Source organism: Pseudomonas sp. CAU 1711, assembly GCF_039888625.1.
Classification (GTDB): domain Bacteria; phylum Pseudomonadota; class Gammaproteobacteria; order Pseudomonadales; family Pseudomonadaceae; genus Aquipseudomonas.
This window is the reverse complement of the sequence record NZ_JBDQQT010000010.1, coordinates 153072-177512: the sequence shown is the minus strand read 5'-3', so window position 1 is coordinate 177512 and position 24441 is coordinate 153072. Positions and strand designations below refer to the sequence as shown.

Below are 24441 nucleotides of genomic sequence, written 5' to 3'. Positions count from 1 at the left end.
TCGTCAGGAGCGCATCCCTTTGATCTCAAAGGGAAAAGGATGGCGCATCCGGCGGGATTCGAACCCACGACCCCTGCCTTCGGAGGGCAGTACTCTATCCAGCTGAGCTACGGATGCGTTGCGGGCGCAATAATACGCATCCGACCAGCGCGCGTCCATGCGGGCCGTCGCGCAAAGCTCGCACCCCGCATTCGGCCGGTAGCGCGACCTAGGACATATGGCGATCGCCCCCGGGGCTCGCCGCGGACCGGGCCACGGGCCCAGCGGAAGCGGCCGCCGGGCCGGGCGAAGCCCCGGCCCGTGCAACGGCAGCCCGAGCAGCTAGGCTGTAGCGTGAGGCGAACGGCACTACAGCCAGCGTTGCGAATATCGAACAGGATAACGATGCTGCCGCCGCGCCCGCCCAAGCCCCGCCAATTCGCGCTCGCCCGCATTGCCGTGGGATATAAGGAAAAATGCCCGGAGCAAATGATGGTTCCCCCTTTTTTGCTATTTTGTTGATTTTATCGAACAAGGCTCTTGCCCTTTGCGCGACTCGGCCCTAGGATTCGTTTGACATTTCAAACGCACCGCCCGCCCCTTTGGCGGGCGAACTTTATGCCCTTACTGCCTTGCCTCCGTGGTGGCGCGTACAGGAGAACGCCATGCAACTGAAAGACGCCCAGCTGTTCCGCCAGCAAGCCTATATCGACGGCCAGTGGCTGGACGCCGACAGCGGCCAGACCATCGCCGTGAACAACCCGGCCACCGGCGAGATCCTCGGCAGCGTGCCGAAGATGGGCCGCGCCGAGACCCGCCGCGCCATCGAGGCCGCCGAGCGCGCCCTGCCGGCCTGGCGTGCGCTGACCGCCAAGGAGCGCGCGGGCAAGCTGCGCAAGTGGTTCGAGCTGATCATGGCCAACCAGGACGACCTCGGCCGCCTGATGACCCTGGAGCAGGGCAAGCCGCTGGCCGAGGCCAAGGGCGAGATCGCCTACGCCGCCTCCTTCATCGAGTGGTTCGCCGAGGAAGCCAAGCGCATCTATGGCGACACCATCCCCGGCCACCAGCCGGACAAGCGCATCATCGTGATCAAGCAGCCGATCGGTGTGACTGCGGCCATCACCCCGTGGAACTTCCCGGCGGCGATGATCACCCGCAAGGCCGGCCCGGCCCTGGCCGCCGGCTGCACCATGGTGCTCAAGCCGGCCAGCCAGACCCCGTACTCCGCCCTGGCCCTGGCCGAGCTGGCCCACCGCGCGGGCATCCCGGCCGGCGTGTTCAGCGTGGTCACCGGCAGCGCCGGCGAAGTCGGCGGCGAGCTGACCAGCAACCCGATCGTGCGCAAGCTGACCTTCACCGGCTCCACCGAGATCGGTCGCCAGCTGATGGCCGAGTGCGCCCACGACATCAAGAAGGTGTCCCTGGAGCTGGGCGGCAACGCGCCCTTTATCGTGTTCGACGACGCCGACCTGGATGCCGCCGTGGAAGGCGCGCTGATCTCCAAGTACCGCAACAACGGCCAGACCTGCGTGTGCGCCAACCGCCTGTACGTGCAGGACGGCGTGTACGACGCCTTCGTCGACAAGCTCAAGGCCGCCGTGGCCAAGCTGAATATCGGCAACGGCCTGGAAGAGGGCATCACCACCGGCCCGCTGATCGACAACAAGGCCGTGGCCAAGGTCGAGGAGCACATCGCCGACGCCGTGAGCAAGGGCGCCAAGCTGGCCGCCGGCGGCAAGCCGCACGCCCTGGGCGGCAGCTTCTTCGAGCCGACCATCCTGATCGACGTGCCGCACAACGCCGCCGTGGCCAAGGAAGAGACCTTCGGCCCGCTGGCGCCGGTGTTCCGCTTCAAGGACGAGGCCGAAGTGATCCGCCTGGCCAACGACACCGAGTTCGGCCTGGCCTCCTACTTCTACGCCCGCGACCTGGGCCGCGTGTTCCGCGTGGCCGAGGCCCTGGAGTACGGCATGGTGGGTATCAACACCGGCCTGATCTCCACCGAGGTGGCACCCTTCGGCGGCGTGAAAGCCTCCGGCCTGGGCCGCGAAGGCTCCAAGTACGGCATCGAGGACTACCTCGAGATCAAATACATGTGCCTGGGTGGGGTATAACCACGCGGCAGTGATTTCCGTGGGTGTCGGGCGACAGGCAGGAGTCGAGTCGCCCGGCGTCGGCGTTTCCGGTGGTGGCACCGGCTGACCCAGCCGACGGCCAGCGGGCAGGCGACAGTTCGATCATCGTTAGCTGCAGCGCCTGCCCCGCCCCGTCATCATCCTTGGACCGGGTCGCCACGAGCGACTTATGAGGACAACCATGAGCAAGACCAACGAATCCCTGATGCAACGCCGCACCGCCGCCGTACCGCGCGGCGTGGGCCAGATCCACCCGATCTTCGCCGCCAAGGCGGAGAACGCCACCGTCACCGACGTCGAGGGCCGCGAGTTCATCGACTTCGCCGGCGGCATCGCCGTGCTCAACACCGGCCACCTGCACCCGAAGATCATCGCCGCCGTGCAGGAGCAGCTGACCAAGCTGACCCACACCTGCTTCCAGGTGCTGGCCTATGAGCCCTACGTGGAAGTGGCCGAGAAGGTCGCCGCGCGCGTGCCGGGCGACTTCGCCAAGAAGACCCTGCTGGTCACCACCGGCTCCGAGGCCGTGGAGAACGCGGTGAAGATCGCCCGTGCCGCCACCGGCCGCGCCGGCGTGATCGCCTTCACCGGCGGCTACCACGGCCGCACCATGATGACCCTGAGCCTGACCGGCAAGGTCAATCCCTACTCCGCCGGCATGGGCCTGATGCCGGGTGGCGTGTACCGCGCCCAGTACCCCTGCGAGCTGCACGGCGTCAGCGTGGACGACTCCATCGCCAGCATCGAGCGCATCTTCAAGAATGATGCCGAGCCGCGCGACATCGCCGCCATCATCATCGAGCCGGTGCAGGGCGAAGGCGGCTTCTACGTCGCGCCGAAGGCCTTCATGCAGCGCCTGCGCGCCCTGTGCGACCAGCACGGCATCCTGCTGATCGCCGACGAAGTGCAGACCGGCGCCGGCCGTACCGGCACCTTCTTCGCCATGGAGCAGATGGGCGTCGCCGCCGACCTGACCACCTTCGCCAAGTCCATCGCCGGCGGCTTCCCGCTGGCCGGTGTGTGCGGCAAGGCCGAATATATGGACGCGATTGCCCCGGGTGGCCTGGGCGGCACCTATGCCGGCAGCCCGATCGCCTGCGCCGCGGCCCTGGCGGTGATGGAAGTGTTCGAGGAAGAGAAGCTGCTGCAGCGTTCCCAGGCCGTGGGCGAGCGCCTGGTCGCCGGCCTCAAGGCCATCCAGGCCAAGCACAAGTCCATCGGCGACGTGCGCGCCCTGGGCTCGATGATCGCGGTGGAGCTGTTCGAGAACGGCGACCTGCACAAGCCGAACGCCGCCCTGACCGGCGCCGTGGTCGCCAAGGCCCGCGAGAAGGGCCTGATCCTGCTGTCCTGCGGCACCTACGGCAACGTCCTGCGCGTGCTGGTGCCGGTCACCGCACCGGACGCCCAGCTGGACAAGGGCCTGGCGATCATCGCCGAGTGCTTCGACGAGCTGGCCTAAGCGCCACGGCCCCTCGGGGCCACCGTCCTGCGTGACGCCCCCAGCGATGGGGGCATCACCCGATTCGCCTGTGGCTCACCAGGCCAGGCGTCTCCCTTGCGACCCGCCCTTTGGCGGGTCTTTTTTTGTGGCCCGCCATCCCTGGCGGCCACCCTTCGGGCCGTCGCAAGCGCCGTCAAAAATGGCTCCCGGCCATTTTTTGCCTGGTGAAATTCATGCGTAGCCCGCTTGCAGCGCCAAGGCAGGTATCAGCGCTTCGCACCTAGCCCTGCAGCGCCTCGCGGGCTGGGGCGGGGGTGAGAAAAGACCTCACCCCGCCTGCAGCGCCTCGCGCACAAAGTCCAGGCGGTCCTGGCCGAAGAACAGCTCGTCGCCGACGAACATGGCCGGCGCGCCGAACACGCCGCGCTTGACCGCCTCGTCGGTGAGCGCCTTGAGCGCGTCCTTGATCTCCTGCTCGGCGGTCAGCGCCAGCAGTTGCTGGGCATCGAAGCCGCCAGCGGCCAGCACTTCGCCCAGCACGGCGGCATCGCCCAGGTTGCGTGCCTCGACCCACATGGCCTCGAAGATCAGCTTGAGGAAGGCTTCGAAGCGCTCCGGCATGCGCAGCTGCACGGCCACGGCGGCACGCATCAGCGCCAGGGTGTTGATCGGGAAGTGCGGGCTGAACTGCATCGGCACCCGGTAGCGACGGGCGAAGCGCGCCAGGTCCTGGAGCATGAAGCGGCCCTTGGCCGGGATGGTCACCGGCGAGGCGTTGCCGGTGGCCTGGAACACCCCGCCGAGCAGCATCGGCTTGTACACCAGGGCCGCGCCGGTCTCGGCGCAGAGCCGCGGCAGCTGGGTCCAGGCCAGATAGGTGGCGGGGCTGCCGAAATCGAAATAGAACTCGACGGTCTTGCTCATGAAAGGCTCTCTCTTATGATTGTTCTGGCGGGGTTTCGCGGCCCTGCGCGCTAGGCCGCGCGAGTCGCAGGGTGGACAACGCCGCAGGCTTGTCCGCCAGGGTGGATGGTTACGGCCATCCACCCTACAGAGCTTTACCAGCGCTCCATCCAGGGACGCAGGTCCAGTTCGAAGGTCCAGGCATCGCGCGGCTGGGCATGCAGGAACCAGTAGTTGTCGGCGATATGGGCGGGGTCGAGGATGCCGTCCTGCTCCTTGCGCGCATACATTTCCGGGAAACTGTCGCGAATAAAGGCGGTATCGATGGCGCCGTCCACCACCACATGGGCGACATGGATGTTCCGCGGCCCCAGCTCGCGCGCCATGCTCTGCGCCAGGGCGCGGACGCCGTGCTTGGCGCCGGCGAAGGCGGCGAAGTTGGCGGCGCCGCGCAGGCCGGCGGTGGCGCCGGTGAACAGGATGGTGCCGCGGCCGCGGCCGACCATGCGCCGCGCCACCGCCTGGGCGCTGAGGAAGGCGGCGAAGCAGGCCATCTCCCAGATCTTGAAGTACTTGCGCGCGGTCTCGTCGAGGATGCTGCACGGCACGTTGGCGCCGATATTGAAGACGAAGGCCTCGATCGGGCCGATCGTGCTCTCGATCTGCTCGATCAGGGCCGCCACCTCCTCTTCCTTGCGCGCATCGGAGGCGAAACCATGGGCCTCGCCGCCCGTGGCGCGGATCTCGTCGACCAGCGGCTGCAGCTTGTCGGCGCTGCGCCGGGTCACGCAGGCCACATAGCCCTCGCGGGCGAAGCGCTTGGCGATGGCGCCGCCGGTGGCATCGCCCGCACCTATCACCAGCACCACTTTCCTGTCGTTATTCATGGCTTCGCCCTTTAATAAACGATCATTTAGTTAACGGACGTTATGCTAAGCTCCCGACATCCGTCAAGCTGGAGTCCGTCATGCGTTATTCCGCCGAACACAAGGCCCAGACCCGCGAGAAGCTGCTCACCAGCAGTGGCGCGCTGGCCAAGCGCGGCGGCTTCTCCGCTACCGGGGTGGACGGCCTGATGAAGGCCATCGGCCTGACCGGCGGGGCCTTCTACGGCCACTTCGCCTCCAAGGACGAGCTGTTCGCCGCCATAGTCGAGCGCGAGCTGAGCCACAGCGTCGCCCTGCTCGGCCAGGGCGACGGCGGGCGCGAGCGGCTGCAACGCTGCCTGGACATCTACCTGAGCATGCAGCACGTCGAGCAGCCGGACAGCGGCTGCGCCTTGCCCAGCCTGGGCGCCGAGATCGCCCGCGCCGACCTCGCCGTGCGCGAGAACGCCGAGCACTGGCTGGAGCGCCTGCAGCAGGCCTGGGCCAAGGAGCTGGCCGATCCGCAACTGGCCTGGGCGATCCTCGCCCAGTGCGTCGGCGCCCTGCTGCTGGCGCGCATGCTGGCCAGCCCGCAGCGCCAGGAGCAGGTGCTGGATGCCAGCCGCCAGCTGCTGGCGCGCGCACTGCAGCCGCCGCAGGCCTGAACTCAGGCGTCTTCGGCGGCCCTGCGCAGGGCGTCGAGGTCGAGAATCTCGATCTCGCCGTAGGTCAGGCGCAGCACCGCGGCGGACTCCAGCGCCTTGAGAATCTGGTTGGTGGTCTGCCGCGACAGGCCGAGCATCAGCGCCAGCTGTTCCTGGGCCAGGTGCAGCACTCGCCGTGGCCCGGTCTCGCCATACCCCTCGGCCATCAACAGCAGGCGCCGGGCCAGGCGCGGCGCGGCCGGCAGCAGGCTCATCTCCTCCAGGGCGATAAACGCCAGGCGTAGCTTCTGGCTCATCAGCAGGGCGAAGTCGCGCCAGTAGCCGGGCTCGCCGGCGAGCAGCGCCAATAGCGCGGCCTGCGGCACCTGCAGCAGGCGGGTCGTGCCCTCGGCATAGGCGTCGTGGGTGCGCGGCTGGCCGTCGAACAGGGAGATCTCGCCGAACCAGTAGGGCGGCTCGACCAGGGTCAGCAGCGCCTCCTTGCCGTCGCGACCGACCGCACCGACTCGCATCATGCCCTCCAGCACGGCATACAGGCCGCAGGGCGGATCGCCGCGGCGGAACAGGCGCTGGCCGGGCTCCAGATGCAGCGGCCGCGCCTGCTCCAGCAGAGCCGTGCGCAGGGCCGGAGGCAGGTGGCTGAACCACTGACCGCTCTCCAGCAGGGCGCGATAGCGGGATGGGGTCTCGGACATGGGCTTTGTCGCCTAGCTGACAGTCGTGACGCGGGAGCTGGCGCGATGATGCCAGTTACCCGCCCCGCTGAGGACCATAACAATGAAGACCCTCGTCGACCATCTCGGCCAGTACGCCGAGTACCACCGCGACCGGCGCAATATCTTCAGCCACTTCATCGGCATCCCCATGATAGTCGTGGCCGTCGCCGTGCTCCTGTCGCGCCCGGGCTGGGACATCGCCGGCCTGTGGCTGTCGCCGGCCTCGCTCACCGCACTGGCCGCCGGCCTGTTCTACCTGCGCCTGGATCTGCGCTTCGGCCTGCTGATGGCCGCGCTGCTGGCCCTGTGCCTGTGGGCCGGCGCCGCGCTGGCCCAGCAGTCCACCCTGGTCTGGCTCGGCGGCGGCCTCGGCCTGTTCGTGGTCGGCTGGATCATCCAGTTCATCGGTCACTACTACGAGGGGCGCAAGCCGGCCTTCGTCGACGACCTGATGGGCCTGGTGGTCGGCCCGCTGTTCGTGGTCGCCGAGCTGGGCTTCCTGCTCGGCCTGCGCCCGGAGGTGCGGGAGGCCGTCGAGCGACGTGCCGGCCCCACCCGCATCCGCCCAGGCAAGGCCCTGGTCTGAGCCGGCCTCCGGCGGCGCGGTAGTCCAGCCGCCGGAGTGACTACAAGAACGACTCCATCTGTCGACTTTGCGACACCGCCCCGGTCATCTTGCGTGACCGACGAACGGCTATTCAGCTCCTTGATGACCCGCCTTCTCAGTATCCCTCTGCAATCCAACGGCATCCCAGGCATGGCGGTGCTTTACGGGGCACTATAGGAATTATCGGTCACCCTGTGACTTGTAGTTACCCCGCAGTGCCACTTCAGAAATTCTTGATGACCCCGGCAATCGCCTGCACAATGCCGCGCCCGCCCACTTTCGGGGCGGCTATGTGCTGATCCCCTTTTGCCCGTGCGCCAGCGTAGTGCCTGGGTTCACCTAAAAGATCACGCAGGAGATTTTGAAGTGCACATCGGTGTTCCTCTCGAGACCCACGCCGGGGAGACGCGGGTTGCCGCGACGCCCGAGACCGTCAAGAAACTGGTTGGCCAGGGCCATCAGGTGACCGTCCAGGCCGGTGCCGGCATCAGCGCCAGCATCCCGGACAGCGCCTTTGAAGCCGCCGGCGCGACCATCGGCAACGAGTCGTCCGCCTTCGGCGCCGACCTGGTGCTGAAAGTGGTCGCCCCGACCGAAGCCGAACTGGCCCACATGAAGACCGGCGCCGTGCTGGTCGGCATGCTCAACCCGTTCTGCAACGACACCATCGCGCGCATGAACGCCCGCGGCGTCACCGCCTTCGCCCTGGAGGCCGCGCCGCGCACCTCCCGTGCGCAGAGCCTGGACGTGCTGAGTTCGCAGGCCAACATCGCCGGCTACAAGGCCGTGATGCTCGCCGCCAACCACTATCCGCGCTTCATGCCCATGCTGATGACCGCCGCCGGCACCGTGAAGGCCGCCCGCGTGCTGATCCTCGGCGCCGGTGTCGCCGGCCTGCAGGCCATCGCCACGGCCAAGCGTCTGGGTGCGGTGATCGAAGCCTCGGACGTGCGTCCGGCGGTGAAGGAGCAGATCGAGTCGCTCGGCGCCAAGTTCGTCGATGTGCCGTTCGAGACCGACGAGGAGCGCGAGTGCGCCCAGGGCGTCGGCGGCTATGCCCGCCCCATGCCGCAATCCTGGATGGAGCGCCAGGCCAAGGCCGTGCACGAGCGCGCCAAGCAGGCCGACATCGTCATCACCACCGCGCTGATTCCGGGCCGCAAGGCGCCCACCCTGCTGCATGAAGCCACCGTGCAGGAGATGAAGCCGGGCTCCGTGGTCATCGACCTGGCCGCCGCGCAGGGCGGCAACTGCCCGCTGACCGAGGCCGACAAGGTGGTGGTCAAGCATGGCGTGACCCTGGTCGGCCACACCAACCTGGCCGCGCTGGTGGCGGCGGATGCCTCCGCCCTGTACGCGCGCAACCTGCTGGACTTCCTCAAGCTCGTGATCGACAAGGAAGGCCAGTTCCAACTCAACCTCGAAGACGACATCGTCGCCGCCTGCCTGATGTGCAACGGCGGTGAAGTCGTGCGCAAGAACGGTTAAGGAGTCGAGAGATGGAACTGATCTCCCCCAGCATCTACAACCTGATCATCTTCGTGCTGGCCATCTACGTGGGCTACCACGTGGTATGGAACGTCACCCCGGCCCTGCACACCCCGCTGATGGCCGTGACCAACGCCATTTCCGCCATCGTCATCGTCGGCGCCATGCTGGCCGCCGCCCTGACCGTGACCCCGCTGGGCAAGCTCATGGGCACCGCCGCCGTGGCCCTGGCCGCGGTCAACGTGTTCGGTGGCTTCCTGGTCACCCGTCGCATGCTGGAAATGTTCAAGAAGAAGGCGCCCAAGGCAAAGGCGGAGGGCAAATAAGATGAGCATGAACCTGATCACCCTGCTTTACCTCGTCGCCTCGGTGTGCTTCATCCAGGCACTCAAGGGCCTGTCCCACCCGACCTCCTCGCGCCAGGGCAACGCCTTCGGCATGGTCGGCATGGCCATCGCCGTGGTCACCACCATCTTCCTGGTGTTCAAACTCGGCGCGGAAATGGCCGAGGGCGGCGCCGCTGCCGGTCTGGGTTACGTGCTGGTCGGCCTGCTGCTCGGCGGCACCGCCGGCTCGATCATGGCCAAGCGCGTGGAAATGACCAAGATGCCGGAACTGGTCGCCTTCATGCACAGCATGATCGGCCTGGCCGCGGTGTTTATCGCCATTGCGGCGGTAGTAGAGCCGCAGTCGCTGGGCATCGTCGCCAACCTCGGCGACGCCATCCCCTCGGGTAACCGCCTGGAGCTGTTCCTCGGCGCGGCCATCGGTGCCATCACCTTCTCCGGCTCGGTGATCGCCTTCGGCAAGCTGTCCGGCAAGTACAAGTTCCGCCTGTTCCAGGGCGCCCCGGTGGTGTTCAAGGGCCAGCACATGGTCAACCTGGTCATCGGCCTGGCGATCCTGGCCTTGGGCCTGTACTTCACATTCACCGGCAACATCACCGCCTTCGCCATAGTCGTGGCGCTGGCCTTCGTCATCGGCGTGCTGATCATCATCCCGATCGGCGGCGCCGACATGCCGGTGGTGGTGTCCATGCTCAACAGCTACTCGGGCTGGGCGGCCGCCGGTATCGGCTTCTCGCTGAACAACTCGATGCTGATCGTGGCCGGCTCGCTAGTCGGTTCGTCCGGTGCCATCCTCTCGTACATCATGTGCAAGGCGATGAACCGCTCGTTCTTCAACGTCATCCTCGGCGGCTTCGGCGCCGATGCCGACGCCGGCGGCCCGGCTGGCGCCCAGCAGGAGCGTAACGTGAAGTCGGGCTCCTCCGACGACGCCGCCTTCCTGCTGACCAACGCCGACACCGTGGTCATAGTCCCGGGCTACGGCCTGGCCGTGGCCCGAGCCCAGCACGCGCTGATGGAACTGGCCGAGAAGCTGACCCACCGCGGCGTGACCGTGAAGTACGCGATCCACCCGGTGGCCGGCCGCATGCCGGGCCACATGAACGTCCTGCTGGCCGAGGCCGAAGTGCCTTACGAGCAGGTGTTCGAGATGGAAGACATCAACTCCGAGTTCGGTCAGACCGACGTGGTCCTGGTGCTCGGCGCCAACGACGTGGTCAACCCGGCGGCGAAGAACGATCCGAAGTCGCCGATCGCCGGCATGCCGATCCTCGAGGCCTACAAAGCCAAGACCATCATCGTCAACAAGCGCTCCATGGCCAGCGGCTACGCCGGCCTGGACAACGAACTGTTCTACATGGACAAGACCATGATGGTGTTCGGCGATGCCAAGAAGGTGATCGAGGACATGGTGAAGGCGGTCGAGTAAGACGCCTTCTCCAAGCCAATAAAAAACCCGGCCGCGTGCCGGGTTTTTTATGCCATGAAGATCAGTGCCTGGTCAGCAGCTCCCGATAGAGAAGGGCCATCTGCCGCCCCATGCGCTCGGCGGTAAACAGCTGGCCATAGCGCTCCTGCGCCTTTCGGCCCATCCGCTCGCACATCTCGGGGTCATCCCAGAGCTTATCCATAGCCGCGCGGAAAGCCTGCGGATCGCTTGGCGGCACCACCAATCCGGTTTCGTTGTGAACATTGATATAGCTGGTACCGGTACCGATCTCGCAGGAAATCATCGGCTTGCCAAACATGGCGCCCTCCAGTAGCGAGATGCCGAAGGCTTCGGAACGCAAGTGGGAGGGAAAGACGATGGCCGCGCATAGCTGCAGCAACGCAACCTTGTCCTCGTCACTCACGCGGCCGAGGAATTGAACCCTCTGCAGCCCCAGCCGCCGGGCCTGCGCCTTGAGCTCCACTTCCAATGGCCCGGCACCGACGATGATCACCGGATAGTCACTACCGTGCACAGCCTCCAGCAGGATATGCAGCCCTTTGTAATAGCGCATGACGCCGACAAACAGGAAGAATCGCCCACCACAGCGCTCACGCCAGTAATTCAGACGACCCGCCTGCGGCACCGGATAGCTACGCTGATCAAGGCCATAGGGGACTACCACAGTCTTGTTCCGGTAGTGGTGCAGCACCTTGCTAGTCGCCAAGTAGTTGGGTGAGGCAGCGACGATGCGATCGGCGCGCTTGAGGAAGCTCTGCATCAACGGGCTGTAGAGACGCATCAGATACTTCTGGCGGACAACGTCGGAGTGGTAGCTAACCACCACGGGCTTTTTCACACCGGCGAGAAAATGCAGTAGGTCCATGAACGGCCAGGGAAAGTGGTAGTGAATCACGTCAGCCTGCGCAGCCAGGTGCCGGAAGCGCTTAAGCACACTGTAGGAGAGCCCGGTAGAGGCAATCTGCAAGTCGAGTTTGGCGCGGTGCACGCAGTGATCGGCGACTCTCAACTCACTGGGAATAGGGTTGTCGCTGAGGGTCAGCACTTCGCTATGGATTCCATGCGGCAGGCTGCTCTGGCATAGCTGGTATATCACTTGCTCGATACCACCCATGGAGTCGGGCAGGTAGGTCTTAAAAAGGTGCAGTACGCGCATCAGTGCCCCAGTATCTCTCGGTAAACTGCCGCAGTGATGCGCGCACAGCGCGCCCAGCTGAAGTCTTGCGCTCGCACCAGTCCGGCATCGCGCAGTGCCGCCCATTGTGCCCGATCCTCAATCAGCGCCCCGATTGCCGCAGCGCATCCCACGTCATCCTGCGGGTCGATGTACAGTGCGGCGCCCCCCGCCACCTCCGGTAGTGCAGAGCTCCGGCTAAGAATCACCGGCGTGCCGCTGGCCATGGCCTCAAGTACCGGCAAGCCAAAGCCCTCGTACAACGAGGGAAACAGCAATAGGTGGGCCCCTGCGTACAGCTCGGCCAGACAATCGTCGTCCTGGTAACCGAGCAGTCGTACCTGTCCGCCGGCCATGGCACGCCGCATGGGGCCCTCCAACTGCTCCGTCCTCCAACCAGGCATCCCGATCAGGACCAGCGGATAACGCTCACGCATCGCCGCTGGCAAGCGCGCATGGGCGCGCAGGGCTAGCTGCAGGTTCTTGCGCGGCTCCAGCGTGCCGACGCACAGCAGGTAGCGCCCCGGCTGCAGGCCCAGCGCAGCTAGGCGCCCGGCCAGCCGCTCGGGCGAACGCGGATGGAAGCGCGCCGCGCAGCCTAGGGGAGCGACCACGACCCTTTCAGCCGGCACGCCATAGTGATGACACAGTTCATCGCCAATGAAGCGCGAATCGACCATGATGCGCTGCGCCCGCTCGACCCCGCGCGCCGCATAGCGCTCGATAGCGGCCAGGCGGTCGGCCGGCTGCGTGTGCGGATAATGAACATGGGTCAGGTCGTGCAGAGTCATGACCATCGGCCCGTCGAACTCCAACGGCCACAAGCTGGGCTCGTGGTATAGGTCTGCACGTGCTGCCTTTTGGCTGAAACGCCGCTGCTCAACCATCCGGCGCAGGGCATAAGCATTGGGCAGCCCGCGCTTCACCAGTGCGCTCCAGCGCGAATAGCCGGGCAGCGCCGCGGCTGGCAGCCGATTCTGCCAACCCCAGCCGTTGAACAACCAGGCCTCAAACTCCGAGTCCATGGCCAGCGCGAGCACCAACTCGACCAAGTACTGACCGATGCCGGTGCGTGGTGCGCGCAGGATCGAGGCGTTAAAGGCGATTCGCATGCACGGAATGGTCCGGCTGCCGCGCGCCACTCCGCAGCCCTGCGAGAGTGCCGGCGATCAATTGCTGGCAGGCCTCGCGCCAACCGAGCCAGCGCCAGTCGCCCAATGGTCGCTGCGCCGGGAACTCGCCCGTGCACTCGAACTGGGCAATCTGAGAGGCCAGGCTCTGCGGCTCGGCCAAATCAAAATAAGCCATGTAGTCGCCACCCACCTCGCGGAAGACCGGGATATCGCTCGCCATGGCCGGCAGGCCGCGCTGCATGGCCTCCACCAATGGCAGGCCAAAGCCCTCCACATAAGATGGGAAGATCAGTGCGCGGGCCTTGGCGTAGGCATATTCGAGACTCTTGTCGTTGATCCGGTTGAACATGAACAGACGCTTGCCCTGCTGCGGGTGCTGCCTGATCCGCTCGACCAGCTCCTCGCACTTCCAGCCGATCTTGCCGATGATGCACAGGCGGACATCGCTGCCCTGCGCCCACAGCAACTCGAAGGCATCGAGCAAGTAGCGATGGTTCTTGCGCGGCTCGATGGTACTGACCATCAGGTAGACGGGCGCCGGATCACGGAACATGCGCTGCAGGTCGGCGTCCAGACGCGCATCCTTGTGCTGCAGATCCAGCTCCGAACCGAGATGAAAATGGCCATGCCAGCGCCGGGCTGCCGCCTCCGCGCCCAGGCGCCGCTGAATCTCGGTGGCAACCTGCCGGCTGATGGTCTGAGAGATGGCCATGAAACCATCGGCCGTCTCGGCGATCCAGTCGAACCAGCGATCGAACACCTTCACCAAGCCCTCGTCGCAGAACTGCGGGTGTGTCAGCGGGATCAGATCATAGATGACCGAAACAATACCGACGCCTTGCCGCTTGAGCTTTTCTGCCAGGGGGAAAAAATCATCATGCCAGGACGAATCGAGCAATATCAGCTGGTCGCCCGCCCGAGCCTGTAGCGGCACCGCACGCTGAGGCGCCGGTTGCGCGTTGCGGTTCGCCCAGAGCAGGCCCCGCAGGGGCAGGGTGATAGCCAGGCTGGCCAACTTGCACGGCCAGTAGAGCAGCCGCCGCGCCAGGGGCGAGCGCCGGAACGGCCATAGCCGCTCCAGTCGAGAATGCCACCACCAGTAGCGGTTGCGCAGATGATCAAGCCTGACGATGAGCGCCTGTCTCCGGGTCGCGCCACGGTCTACCGTCAACGGTGCCAAGCTCAGCACGCGATATAACTGGCCACCGTTCATCATCACCGGCACGCACTCGACCTCTGGCTGCGCCGCGCCAAGCTCACGAACGATATTGCGCACCACCCGCTGAATCCCCGAGTTGTCCTGGGGATGCTCGTAAACATAAGTGCATTCAATGAGAAAACGCATGAGGCTCTCGCGAAATGGGAGTGCAGACCGGCTGCGGCAGGCGTTGAATGCTGAGAGCCGCATCCAGCGAGGCACAGCCGACGAAGTCTGGCTTGTTGATGTTGATCACATGGAATACCAGGGCGAAATCGCGCCACTCGTAATTGGTGTCCAGGTGCGAGTCGAAACGCGACAGGGACAAGGCAATCGAATAGTTGCCCTTGCCCAGGTTCGCCGGAAAGTCGAAACGGTAGATGATGCGCTCGCCTGCTGAGAGATTTTCCAGCTCGCGATTCAGGCGATGGGTATTAATGCCGTAGATCGCCTGCCCCATGCGATCCTTGATCATGAACCCAAGCACTAGGCGAGTGATCGGCGCACGCACTTCGACCGTCACCTCCAGCGTGGCCTGGCTGCCGACCTCCAGCACCTCCACCCGCTGCCCCTGGGCATTGAGCAAGGCGATATCGACGAAGCCCGCTTCGCCGGTGCCGGAAATAGTGCGGATCTTGCCATTGTCCAGCCGCTCCTGGCGTACCGTCTGCTGCTCCTTCTCGGCCAGCATGGCGCTATAGAAATCCATCACTTCCTCGGGGGCGCCCTCCAGGGCCAGACGCCCATGGGCCAGCAGGATCGCCCGGTCGCACAGGTTTTGAATAGCCTGGCGGTCATGCGAAACAATCAGCAGCGTGGTGCCTGCCTTGCGGAACTCGCGGATGCGATCGAAGCTCTTGTGCTGAAAATAGGCATCGCCCACCGACAACGCCTCATCGACGATCAGCACATCCGGACGGCGCGCGGTCGCCACGCTGAATGCCAGGCGCATCTGCATGCCACTGGAATAGGTGCGCACCGGCTGATCCATGTAGGGTCCGATCTCGGCGAATGCCTCGATCTCGGGCATCAGTGCCTGCAGCTCCTCCATGCTCAAGCCCAGCAGTTGGCCGGCCATGAGCACATTCTGCCGGCCACTGAAATCCGGGTGGAAACCCATGCCCAGCTCAAGCAGTGCCGCCACGCGCCCTTGTATATGGATCTGCCCGCTACTCGGCTGCGTTGTGCCGGTAATCATCTTCAGCAGCGTGCTCTTGCCCGCACCGTTGACCCCGATGATGCCCAATGCCTCCCCAGGGTTGACGTTAAACGAGATGTCCTGCAGCACCCACTTCAAGCGGTGGCGTGGGCTGGAGAAGGGAATCAGCCACTCGGCCAGGCGCGCCCAACGGCTGGGGTATTGCTTGTAGGCCTTGCCCAACTGGACAACCTGAATGCTACCCATCAGAGTTCATCCACCATTTCACCGGAACGCTTGCGGAAGAGCCGCATCGCCAACAGACAGAGCACGCCGGCCAGCAGCGCGGGCGGCCAGAGTGCCGACCACAGCGGCCACTGGCCATATACGAAAATGCCCTGGTAGGCGGAAATCAGCGGCACCATGGGATTCGCGTGAATCAGTGGACGGATGCCCTCGGGCAGAATCGACGCCGGATAGACGATCGGCGTAAGCCAGAACCAAAACTGCAGAAAGATGCCGACAAACTGCCCGACGTCACGGAAGAACACGTTGAGCACGCCTAACAGAATGCCCAGACCGATGGAAAACGCGATCTGGATCAGCAACACAGGGATCACCCCCAGCACCGCCCAACCCGGGAAGTTCTGCGTTACCAGCAGGAAACCGAGAAATAGCGCAAAGATGATGGCGAAGTTCAGGCTCGCATTCAGCACCACGATCAGGGGCAGGCAGATACGCGGAAAGCTGAGCTTCTTGATAAGGTTGGCATGCTCCAGAAAAACCGACTGGCTGCGCCCGATAACCTCGGCGAAGAACCCCCAGGCCAGAATGCCGGAGCACAGATAGATGCCATAGGCCAAGCCGTTCTCCACGCCGGGCAGGCGGGCCTGCATCAGCTGGGAGAAGATCACCGTGTAGACGATGATCATCGACAATGGATTGAGGATCGTCCACGCCGCGCCGAAAAGAGAGTTACGATAGCGCGTCTGAAATTCACGCTGCACGCTGCCCAGCACGAAGCCGCGATAGCTCCATACCGCGCGAGCCATAGCTAACGCCATCAGTGCACCCTGCCGTACTGGTCTTCGAAGCGGACGATGTCATCCTCGCCCAGGTACTCGCCGCTCTGCACCTCGATCATCACCAGATCAATCACCCCGGGGTTCTCCAGGCGGTGCTTGTGACCGGCGGGGATAAAGGTCGACTCGTTGCTGTTTACCAGCCGCGGCTCGCCACCGTTGACCACCTTGGCCATCCCCTGCACGACGATCCAGTGCTCGCTGCGATGGTGATGCATTTGCAACGACAAGGCCGCTCCAGGCTTCACCACAATGCGCTTGATCTTGAAGCGCGGCCCCTGCTCAAGCACCGTGTAGGTCCCCCAGGGGCGTGACACCGTGCGGTGCAGACGATATGCCTCGTGGTTCTCCAGTTTCAGGCGCTTGGCCACCTGACGCACGTCCTGGGCATGATCGGCATGGGCCACTAGCACGGCATCCGCCGTGTCGACCACGATCAGATCGTCGACCCCCACCGTGGCAACCAGGCGGCCCTGGCTCTGCACGTAGGTATTGCGGCTATCGATGAACATCGCATCGCCTTGCGCGCGGTTGCCATCGGCATCCGCCGTCACCAGCTCACGCAGAGCCTTCCACGAACCGATGTCGCTCCAGTCGAATTGCGCCGGCACCATCGCTACACGCACGGAGCGCTCCATCACGGCATAGTCGATGGAGATATCCGGCATTGCCGCAAAACTGGCCGCCTGCAGCTCCTGCATCAGCCCACTGGCATTGGTCTGTAGGGGGCTGTTCTCGACGCACGCGCGCGCCTGCTCCAACAGGTCGGGAGCATGGGCCTGAAACTCGCGGATAAGGCTGGCGGCGGTGAAACAGAACATGCCCGAATTCCACAGGAAGCGACCACTGTCGAGGTACTCCTGGGCCGTCGCGCTGTCCGGTTTCTCGACAAAGCGCTGCACCTGACAACCCCCCAACTCATCCAGCGCGGCCCCGGCCTCGATATAGCCGAAGCCGGTCTCCGGAGTGGTCGGGCGCACTCCATAGGTCACCAGATAACCTTGCTCGGCCAGTTGTACCGCATGCTCGGTCGCAGCCTTGAAACCCGCAAGGTCATGAATCAGGTGATCCGCAGCCATCACCACCAGCACCGCCTCATCACCGTGCTCGGCCGCCAAGGCCAGGGCGGCAGCCGCCAGGGCCGGCGCCGTGTTACGCCCCTGTGGCTCGAGTAGGAAACGCGCTCGACATCCCGCCAGCTTGGCCTCGGCAAAGTGATCCCGGCTCTCGAAATAATGCTCGCGGTTGGTCACGGTAACGATCTCGCCACCGGTGCCAAGCAGCCCGGCAGCGCGAGAGTACGTCTTCATCAGCAGCGACTGGCCATCCGGCAGGCGCATGAAGGGTTTGGGGTGATCCTCGCGTGAGGCCGGCCACAATCGGGTGCCGGCGCCGCCGGAAAGAATGACGGGAATGATCATGTGCCTTACTCCTTGGCGACGCGGCGCAGATCAGCGTCAACCATCATCTGAATAAGATCGCTGAGACTGGTCTTGGGCCTCCAGCCCAATTGGCGCTCTGCCTTGGCCGGGTTGCCCAGCAGAATATCGACTTCGGCGGGGCGGAAAAACTGCGGATCGATGACCACATGGTCCTCATAATTGAGGCCGACATGCTCGAAGGCCAGCTTGCACATGTCGCGCACCGTGGTGGTGACACCGGTGGCCACCACATAGTCGTCGGCCCGTTCCTGCTGCAGCATCAGCCACATGGCCTCGACGTAGTCGCCGGCGAAGCCCCAGTCGCGCTTGGCGTCGATATTGCCCAGGCGCAGCTCGCGCTGTTTGCCAAGCTTGATCCGCGCGACCGCATCGGTGACCTTGCGGGTAACGAACTCGATCCCGCGCAGCGGCGACTCGTGGTTGAACAGGATGCCGCTGGAGGCGTGCAGACCGAAGCTCTCGCGGTAGTTCACGGTAATCCAGTGGCCATACAGCTTGGCCACCCCATAGGGGCTGCGCGGATAGAAGGGGGTGTTCTCGTCCTGGCGCTCGGCCTGGATCAGACCGAACATTTCACTGGTCGACGCCTGATAGAACCGGGTCTCCGGGCTGAACTGGCGTATGGCCTCCAGCAGATGAGTCACCCCCAGGCCGTCAACGGTAGCGGTGGTGACCGGCTGATCCCAGGAACTGCCGACAAAACTCTGGGCGCCGAGGTTGTAGATTTCCTGCGGCTTGGCCTTGATCACCGCACGTTGAATGGAGCACGCATCGGCCAAGTCGCCCTCGATGTAGCGAATCCGCTCCTCGATCCCCAACTCACGCAAACGCCAGCGGGTATCCGAGCTACGCCGCGCCACCAGGCCATGCACCTCGTAATCTTTTTCCAGTAACAGGTTGGCCAGATACGCGCCATCTTGGCCGGTCAGGCCGGTAATCAAAGCAACTTTGGGCATCTTTATAGTTCTCTTGCTTCCCAGTCAGAGAGCACGCTCTGCAGGGTCTCCGTGATTGAAATTCCGGGCTTCCAACCGGTGTCTTTTTGTAGTTTCTCGGCACTACCGACGACTCGGCGCTGATCTGCCGGCCGCAGCCGCGCAGGGTCTTGAACGAGCTCGACGCTCACCCCCGCCAACGTGGCCATCTGCATGATCAAGTCGCGAACCGTGCGCTCCACTCCCGAGCACAGGTTGTAGATTTCGCCGCTTCGCCCGCGCTCCAACAGAGCTAAGTAAGCAGAAATCACATCCCGCACATCGAGAAAGTCCCGGCTGACGTCGATATCGCCAACCTCCAGGGTAAGTCGTTGCCCCTCCGCGCGAGCACCTACGATCTGCTGCGCCATGTTGGCAACCACGAAACTTGCCGCCTGCCCGGGTCCAACATGGTTGAACGGGCGGGCAATCAATATGCGCCAGCCTTCGCTGTAGCCCCACTGCTGGCACAGCAATTCCGCGGCGACCTTGCTCACCGCGTAAGGGTTGCGCGGCTTAGGCGCCAAACCCTCGGTAATCGGCAAGGCGGTCTCGGCGACCTGGCCATAGACATCACCCGAGCTGACGAACAGGAAGGTGCCACTGAAACCCGCACGCTTGAGAGCCTGAAGCAGGTTCAAGGTGCCGAGCAGGTTGACCTGTAGCGTATGCGCAGGGTCCTTGAAGGCCGCTGGCACGAAGGTCTGCCCGGCCAGGTGGATCACCGCATCCGGCACCCCCGTCCGCAGCCAGGCATCCAGAGAAGCAGGATCGAGCAGATTGTGCGGCTGCGCCGCCAGCAACTGCCAGCCCTCGCTACCCGCTATCGCTTTTTGCAAATGCCCACCGACAAAGCCGCTGAGCCCGGTAGCCAATAGGGTCTTCATGAAAGCGCCCTCATCACATGACTGATCCATGGCCCGACCTGATCAACCAGCCATGCAACTACAGCCCCCACGGCCAACCCCGCCAGGATTTCCGGGCGACTGTGACCCATACGCTCGCGCAGCGGCTTGCCGGTAGCCCGGACCTCGTTAATCGCCTGGGCATGTAGGCCAACCTGGCGCCGCAGGCTATTGGCATCCAGCAACACGATAAAGGCCAACGTAATCGCAACCCCGAAGGCCGGTTCGGCAATGCCTTCCCGCAGCGCAATCAAGGCGACCATACTGGCCACTATGGCGCTGTGGTTGCTTGGCATTCCGCCGTAACCGATCAGATCGAATGCCAGACGTCTGGCCCGCAGGGTATTGATGACGAACTTGATGCACCCCGCACACAGCCATGCACAAAAGGGCGTAACCAGAAAGGCGAAATCCATCTTCATGCGGTACCGCCGGGCCAAATGGCATAGGCACTCAACCCGCCCCAGAGCAGCACGGTGATCAGCAGCTGCCAATCGCTCAGCAGAGCATCGGTAGGCGATTCGCCCGCCTCTTTTGCCTCGACGATGAACCAATAGCGATACAAGCCATACAGCACCAGGGGAATGGTCATGACCATTTCCGGGCGCGCGGTCATGACAAACAGGCTGTAGAACAACAGCGCGCCGGTAGCCGCCATTTCGGCATACCGATCGATCAGCTGCGGCGTGTAATGCTGCAGCACCTCGCGGCTTTCCGCTCCATTGCTGGCCAGCTCCTGACGCCGCTTCACCGCGGCAAGATAGAGCGCCAGGCACAGGGTCGTCACGAACATCCAGGATGAAACCGGCACCGCAAGGGCCGTGGCGCCGGCATAGACGCGCAGGACGAAGCCCATGGCGATGGTAAAGATATCGATGACCGGCTGATGCTTGAGCACAAAGGTGTAGGCCAAATTGAGCAACATATAGCCCAGCACCACATGCACCACGGCCGGCAGCAACAACCAGGCAATGCCCAGCAGGCCATAGAGCACCAGAAGCAGTGCCACGGCCGATGGCACGCCGACCTGGCCGGACGCCAGCGGACGCTTTTTCGACTTGAGCGGATGGCGACGATCGCGCTCGATATCGTGCAGATCGTTGACGATATAGGTAGCAGAAGAGGCGATGCAGAAAATCAGCGTGGCCAGCAGCGCCTTCTCAATCGAAGCAAGATTGAGAAATTCCCCGGCAAAAATCAGGGGAGCTATGACGAACACGTTCTTCACCCACTGGCGCGGCCGCGCCAGGGTCAACAACCCTCCGGCGAGCGCTAGAGGGGAACGTAGCACTGCGGTAACATGCATGCCTTCGGCCTCATGACATTTAGAATTAATATGAAACTTGCGGCTATCTACGCACTACTGGCAGGGATCGCGACGGCAATCAATATTTCTGCGCAGGCGCTATCGATTTGGCTCTACTCCGGCTTCGCCAGCATCGTCCTGTCCATGCTGATCGGCACCGGAGCCGGGCTGATTGTTAAATATGTTCTCGATAAGCGCTACATCTTTCGCTTTAAAGCGGAGAACGTCGCCCATGATGGACATACCTTCCTGCTTTACAGCCTGATGGGGGTGCTCACCACGGCCATTTTCTGGGGCACCGAACTGGCCTTTCACTTCATCTTCCAGTCCGCCGAACTGCGCTACCTCGGCGGCACCATCGGCCTGGCCATCGGTTACCTGACCAAATACGAACTGGACAAACGTTTCGTTTTCCGTACACAAGGAATCGCCTGATGCGCCTCAGCGGTTGGGGTCGCTATCCGTGCATCGATGCCGACCTGATAGAACCGACAACCCTTAGCGCCGCCCGGGAAAGCCTGGCAGAGCTTGCCAGCCTTGCTCCACGCGGGCTGGGGCGCAGCTATGGCGACAGCGCCCTGGCCGAGAAGATTGTTGGCACCAGACAGCTCCGGCACTTACGCAGCTTCGATGAAAGCAGCGGAGTGCTCGATTGCGATGCCGGCATCAGCCTCGGTGAACTGCTCAATCTGTTTGTTCCACGCGGCTGGTTTTTACCAGTCACCCCAGGCACCAAGTTCGTCAGTATCGGCGGCGCCATTGCCAGCGATGTGCACGGCAAGAATCACCATCTGCACGGCTGCTTCAGCGAATGCGTCGACAGCATCGAGATCATGCTCGCCGACGGGCAGCTCACCCGCTGCTCGCGCACCGAGCAGCCCGACCTGTTCCACGCCACCTGCGGCGGCATGGGCCTGACGGGACTGATTGTCGGCGCTCGATTGCGCCTCAGGCGGATTGAAAGCGCGTACATCACACAGACCACACACAAAGCCGCCAATCTGGATGAGGTCGTGGCCCTGTTCGACAGCCACGGTAGCGCTACCTATTCCGTGGCCTGGATCGACTGCCTGGCCAGCGGCAAGGCTCTGGGGCGCTCGCTACTAATGCTTGGCGAACACGCCAGTGATGGCGAGCTGTCCCTTTCCCCAAAGCCGACCCTAAGCATTCCGCTCGACATGCCATCGACCTTGCTGAACCGCTATTCAGTGCAGGCATTCAACGAGCTGTACTACAGGCGCATTCGCCAGACCGAGTCCCAACAGCGAGTCGGCTACGAGAGCTTCTTCTATCCCCTGGACAGCATTCGGCAGTGGAATCGCCTCTATGGCAAACGGGGCTTTCTGCAATATCAATTCGTCATCCCCAAGGCAGCAGGCCTGGAAGGCATGCGCGCCATTCTGCAGCGCATTGCGGCGTCCCGGCGCGGCTCCTTCCTCGCCGTGCTCAAGGCGTTCGGTGCCGCCAATGACAATCTGCTGTCGTTCCCTGTCGAGGGTTATACCCTGGCCCTGGACTTCAAATACGAGACCAACCTGCTGGAGCTACTCAGCGAACTGGACGCCATGGTGCTGGCCTATGGCGGGCGCCTCTATCTCAGCAAGGATGCTCGCATGAGCGAAGCCACATTCAAACACAGCTACCCGCACTGGACACGGTTTCAGGAAACGCGCGCGCGCTATGGCGCCCTGCATAAATTTGCATCCCTGCAATCCCGTAGACTCGGCCTGGACTAATCCCATGCAGAAAATACTCATCATCGGCGCCACTTCGGCGATTGCCGAGGCCGTGGCCCAGCGTTTTGCGGCCCAGGGCCACACTCTATATTTACTGGCCCGCAATCAGGAGCGCCGGCAAATGCTCGCCGCGGACCTGAAGGTGCGAGGGGCGGGCGAGGTATTTCAGGGCGACCTCGACGCCAACGACTTTGCCAACCATGCCGAGCTGCTCAGGAAAGTAGTGACCGAAATGGGCGGGCTGGACACCACCCTGATCGCTCACGGCACCCTCGGCGACCAGAAGGCCTGTGAGGCGGATTTCCAGAAGACGCTTGCCGAACTCAACACCAATGCAATCAGCGTGATCTCCCTGCTCACCCATCTGGCCAATCACTTCGAGCAACAGCGCCACGGCAGCATCGCAGTGATCGCCTCGGTGGCCGGCGACCGCGGGCGGCAATCCAACTACGTCTACGGCACGGCCAAGGGCGCCCTGAGCATCTTCCTGCAAGGGCTGCGCAACCGGCTGCACAAGAGCGGCGTGCAGGTACTGACCATCAAACCCGGTTTCGTCGACACTCCGATGACCGCCGCTTTTCCCAAAGGCCCGCTGTGGGCCACGCCGGAAAAGGTTGCCGCGGATATCGAGAAAGCCCTTGAGAAGAAACGGGATGTGCTTTATACGCCGGGGTTCTGGACTCTGATCATGACGATTATCAGAAACATCCCCGAAACACTTTTCAAAAGGCTGTCACTGTGACCGCACAGTTCGAAAATATGGGACTTCACTTGCCAAACAGCACAGCTTATACGACACAAACAATGACTTATCGCCCTCTAGCATTAGGTGTGGCGCTGTCATTTTTGCTCAGTTTTCTATCTATGGTTGAGTATGCCAAAGTGGCTGGCGGTATCTTTGACGCATGGGATGCCTGGCATTATGCCAATATGGCCGGCTTGGCTCCATCTCCCCTGCAACAGCGAATACTATCGTTCCTGATACCCGAAGCATTACATCAAAGCTTCGGCCTAAGCATCCTTCACTCTTATCTACTGGAGCGCTTTACCTTTCTAGCACTTTCCGGGACAGCAATGTTCATACTTGCTGCTCGGTTCGTTTCAACTGAAAAGTCCCTGGCCTTGCTACTGATATTCTTTATGTTCTACAACCTGTCTTCATTGGCGCACATTCAACCTGCCGAAGAAGTCAACATATTTGTCTTCGCACTTTGCTTTCTGCTGATAGACAGCAGGCGTTTTACACTGCTCCTGCTAACCGCAGCCGTGGGCGCAGCGGTCAAAACCACTATCATCTTTATCGTCCCTATCTACTTCGTATTTTGCATTCTCACTCGCCGGCCAGCGATTCGGACTTTGGTGGAAAGCGGCGTGCTTGTGGGCGTAATCAGCGCCATCGCCGGCGGAATCGCTCTACACTATTCAGCACCACGCGAATATTTGGGCGGACTCTGGCAGTATACCTACAACACCCAACAGATTCTCGACCTTTCCCCCCAGAGCTTCCCCTTCATCCTCGTTTCGCTTGCGCCGATGCTTTGTGTTTTCCACTCATGGCAAAAGCAGCCACCCATCATCCAGGCCGTCGCTATTGTCTGCCCGCTATTTGTAGCTGGCCACTACCTCATTTCGAGAGTGGAAGAATTCAGAACCTTTATGCCAATTGCTTTAGCGCTACTCATCGGAATGCTTATTTTCAGCAGCCAGTCATTCCAAGCCCACCCTACCAACGCTAGGCGAGGATGACCAG

Annotated in this window: 24 protein-coding genes and 1 tRNA gene; 11 read left to right on the top strand and 14 right to left on the bottom strand. The window is 63.3% G+C overall.

Translation table 11 applies throughout. The features are described 5' to 3' along the window. Window positions 1-40: 40 nt before the first annotated feature. Window positions 41-117, bottom strand: a tRNA-Arg gene (locus tag AAFN46_RS13365). Between the two features lie 527 nt (window positions 118-644). Here AAFN46_RS13365 and gabD point away from each other — a divergent pair. Both gabD and gabT read left to right on the top strand, forming a co-directional pair. After that, window positions 645-2096: an NADP-dependent succinate-semialdehyde dehydrogenase gene (gene gabD, locus AAFN46_RS13360; protein WP_347809190.1), complete on the top strand. Its 1452-nt coding sequence runs from the start codon at window positions 645-647 to the stop codon at window positions 2094-2096. A 202-nt stretch (window positions 2097-2298) separates the two neighbouring features. Next, a complete protein-coding gene (gene gabT, locus AAFN46_RS13355) occupies window positions 2299-3579 on the top strand; it encodes a 4-aminobutyrate--2-oxoglutarate transaminase (protein WP_347809189.1) in 1281 nt (426 codons plus the stop codon). 309 nt (window positions 3580-3888) lie between these two features. On the opposite strand, the gene AAFN46_RS13350 is transcribed toward gabT, so the two are convergent. Next, complete coding sequence (locus AAFN46_RS13350; RefSeq protein WP_347809188.1) at window positions 3889-4485, bottom strand: 2-hydroxychromene-2-carboxylate isomerase; 597 nt, start codon at window positions 4483-4485, stop codon at window positions 3889-3891. Window positions 4486-4619: 134 nt separating this feature from the next. Further along, complete coding sequence (locus tag AAFN46_RS13345) at window positions 4620-5351, bottom strand: SDR family oxidoreductase (protein WP_347809187.1); 732 nt, start codon at window positions 5349-5351, stop codon at window positions 4620-4622. 80 nt (window positions 5352-5431) lie between these two features. Between AAFN46_RS13345 and AAFN46_RS13340 the strand changes: the two genes are divergently transcribed. Continuing rightward, the gene (locus AAFN46_RS13340; RefSeq protein ID WP_347809186.1) at window positions 5432-5995 is read left to right on the top strand and encodes a TetR/AcrR family transcriptional regulator; all 564 of its coding nucleotides are present in this window, start codon (window positions 5432-5434) and stop codon (window positions 5993-5995) included. A 2-nt stretch (window positions 5996-5997) separates the two neighbouring features. On the opposite strand, the gene AAFN46_RS13335 is transcribed toward AAFN46_RS13340, so the two are convergent. Continuing rightward, window positions 5998-6690, bottom strand: coding sequence for a Crp/Fnr family transcriptional regulator (locus AAFN46_RS13335; RefSeq protein WP_347809185.1), 693 nt, complete (start codon window positions 6688-6690; stop codon window positions 5998-6000). 82 nt (window positions 6691-6772) lie between these two features. Between AAFN46_RS13335 and AAFN46_RS13330 the strand changes: the two genes are divergently transcribed. From AAFN46_RS13330 to AAFN46_RS13315, 4 genes are all read left to right on the top strand, one after another. Further along, window positions 6773-7297: an Mpo1-like protein gene (locus AAFN46_RS13330; protein WP_347809184.1), complete on the top strand. Its 525-nt coding sequence runs from the start codon at window positions 6773-6775 to the stop codon at window positions 7295-7297. Window positions 7298-7684: 387 nt separating this feature from the next. Continuing rightward, window positions 7685-8806 (top strand): Re/Si-specific NAD(P)(+) transhydrogenase subunit alpha, encoded by a 1122-nt coding sequence (locus AAFN46_RS13325; RefSeq protein WP_347809183.1) that lies wholly within the window; start codon window positions 7685-7687, stop codon window positions 8804-8806. An 11-nt stretch (window positions 8807-8817) separates the two neighbouring features. Then, window positions 8818-9132, top strand: a complete 315-nt coding sequence (locus AAFN46_RS13320) for an NAD(P) transhydrogenase subunit alpha (protein WP_347809182.1) — start codon at window positions 8818-8820, stop codon at window positions 9130-9132. A 1-nt stretch (window position 9133) separates the two neighbouring features. Next, a complete protein-coding gene (locus tag AAFN46_RS13315) occupies window positions 9134-10582 on the top strand; it encodes an NAD(P)(+) transhydrogenase (Re/Si-specific) subunit beta (RefSeq protein ID WP_347809181.1) in 1449 nt (482 codons plus the stop codon). 61 nt (window positions 10583-10643) lie between these two features. On the opposite strand, the gene AAFN46_RS13310 is transcribed toward AAFN46_RS13315, so the two are convergent. Genes AAFN46_RS13310 through AAFN46_RS13265 form a run of 10 tightly spaced genes read right to left on the bottom strand, consistent with a single transcriptional unit; the run spans window position 10644 to window position 20955 of the window. Further along, on the bottom strand, window positions 10644-11759 hold the full coding sequence (locus tag AAFN46_RS13310; RefSeq protein WP_347809180.1) for a glycosyltransferase family 4 protein: 1116 nt from the start codon (window positions 11757-11759) through the stop codon (window positions 10644-10646). After that, window positions 11759-12889, bottom strand: a complete 1131-nt coding sequence (locus tag AAFN46_RS13305; protein WP_347809179.1) for a glycosyltransferase family 1 protein — start codon at window positions 12887-12889, stop codon at window positions 11759-11761. Before AAFN46_RS13305 ends, AAFN46_RS13310 begins: the two co-directional genes overlap by 1 nt. After that, a complete protein-coding gene (locus AAFN46_RS13300; RefSeq protein WP_347809178.1) occupies window positions 12873-14255 on the bottom strand; it encodes a glycosyltransferase family 1 protein in 1383 nt (460 codons plus the stop codon). The genes AAFN46_RS13305 and AAFN46_RS13300 overlap by 17 nt, the downstream gene beginning before the upstream one ends. Next, a complete protein-coding gene (locus AAFN46_RS13295) occupies window positions 14239-15513 on the bottom strand; it encodes an ABC transporter ATP-binding protein (protein ID WP_347809177.1) in 1275 nt (424 codons plus the stop codon). The genes AAFN46_RS13300 and AAFN46_RS13295 overlap by 17 nt, the downstream gene beginning before the upstream one ends. Then, window positions 15513-16310 carry an ABC transporter permease gene (locus AAFN46_RS13290; RefSeq protein ID WP_347809176.1) on the bottom strand — a complete coding sequence of 266 codons (798 nt, stop codon included), beginning with the start codon at window positions 16308-16310 and terminating at the stop codon, window positions 15513-15515. The genes AAFN46_RS13295 and AAFN46_RS13290 overlap by 1 nt, the downstream gene beginning before the upstream one ends. Continuing rightward, the gene (locus AAFN46_RS13285; RefSeq protein ID WP_347809175.1) at window positions 16310-17749 is read right to left on the bottom strand and encodes a mannose-1-phosphate guanylyltransferase/mannose-6-phosphate isomerase; all 1440 of its coding nucleotides are present in this window, start codon (window positions 17747-17749) and stop codon (window positions 16310-16312) included. The genes AAFN46_RS13290 and AAFN46_RS13285 overlap by 1 nt, the downstream gene beginning before the upstream one ends. Before the next feature lie 5 nt (window positions 17750-17754). Next, complete coding sequence (gmd, locus tag AAFN46_RS13280; RefSeq protein WP_347809174.1) at window positions 17755-18726, bottom strand: GDP-mannose 4,6-dehydratase; 972 nt, start codon at window positions 18724-18726, stop codon at window positions 17755-17757. A 2-nt stretch (window positions 18727-18728) separates the two neighbouring features. Then, complete coding sequence (locus AAFN46_RS13275) at window positions 18729-19631, bottom strand: GDP-mannose 4,6-dehydratase (protein ID WP_347809173.1); 903 nt, start codon at window positions 19629-19631, stop codon at window positions 18729-18731. Beyond that, window positions 19628-20071: a divergent PAP2 family protein gene (locus tag AAFN46_RS13270; RefSeq protein ID WP_347809172.1), complete on the bottom strand. Its 444-nt coding sequence runs from the start codon at window positions 20069-20071 to the stop codon at window positions 19628-19630. Before AAFN46_RS13270 ends, AAFN46_RS13275 begins: the two co-directional genes overlap by 4 nt. Next, on the bottom strand, window positions 20068-20955 hold the full coding sequence (locus AAFN46_RS13265) for a decaprenyl-phosphate phosphoribosyltransferase (protein ID WP_347809171.1): 888 nt from the start codon (window positions 20953-20955) through the stop codon (window positions 20068-20070). Before AAFN46_RS13265 ends, AAFN46_RS13270 begins: the two co-directional genes overlap by 4 nt. Here AAFN46_RS13265 and AAFN46_RS13260 point away from each other — a divergent pair. Genes AAFN46_RS13260 through AAFN46_RS13245 form a run of 4 tightly spaced genes read left to right on the top strand, consistent with a single transcriptional unit; the run spans window position 20950 to window position 24437 of the window. Next, on the top strand, window positions 20950-21390 hold the full coding sequence (locus AAFN46_RS13260; protein ID WP_347809170.1) for a GtrA family protein: 441 nt from the start codon (window positions 20950-20952) through the stop codon (window positions 21388-21390). The two genes, AAFN46_RS13265 and AAFN46_RS13260, sit on opposite strands and share 6 nt — an antisense overlap. After that, window positions 21390-22691 (top strand): FAD-binding oxidoreductase, encoded by a 1302-nt coding sequence (locus tag AAFN46_RS13255; protein WP_347809169.1) that lies wholly within the window; start codon window positions 21390-21392, stop codon window positions 22689-22691. Before AAFN46_RS13260 ends, AAFN46_RS13255 begins: the two co-directional genes overlap by 1 nt. Window positions 22692-22695: 4 nt before the next feature. After that, a complete protein-coding gene (locus AAFN46_RS13250) occupies window positions 22696-23433 on the top strand; it encodes an SDR family oxidoreductase (protein ID WP_347809168.1) in 738 nt (245 codons plus the stop codon). After that, on the top strand, window positions 23430-24437 hold the full coding sequence (locus AAFN46_RS13245; RefSeq protein WP_347809167.1) for a hypothetical protein: 1008 nt from the start codon (window positions 23430-23432) through the stop codon (window positions 24435-24437). Before AAFN46_RS13250 ends, AAFN46_RS13245 begins: the two co-directional genes overlap by 4 nt. Window positions 24438-24441 lie beyond the last annotated feature (4 nt).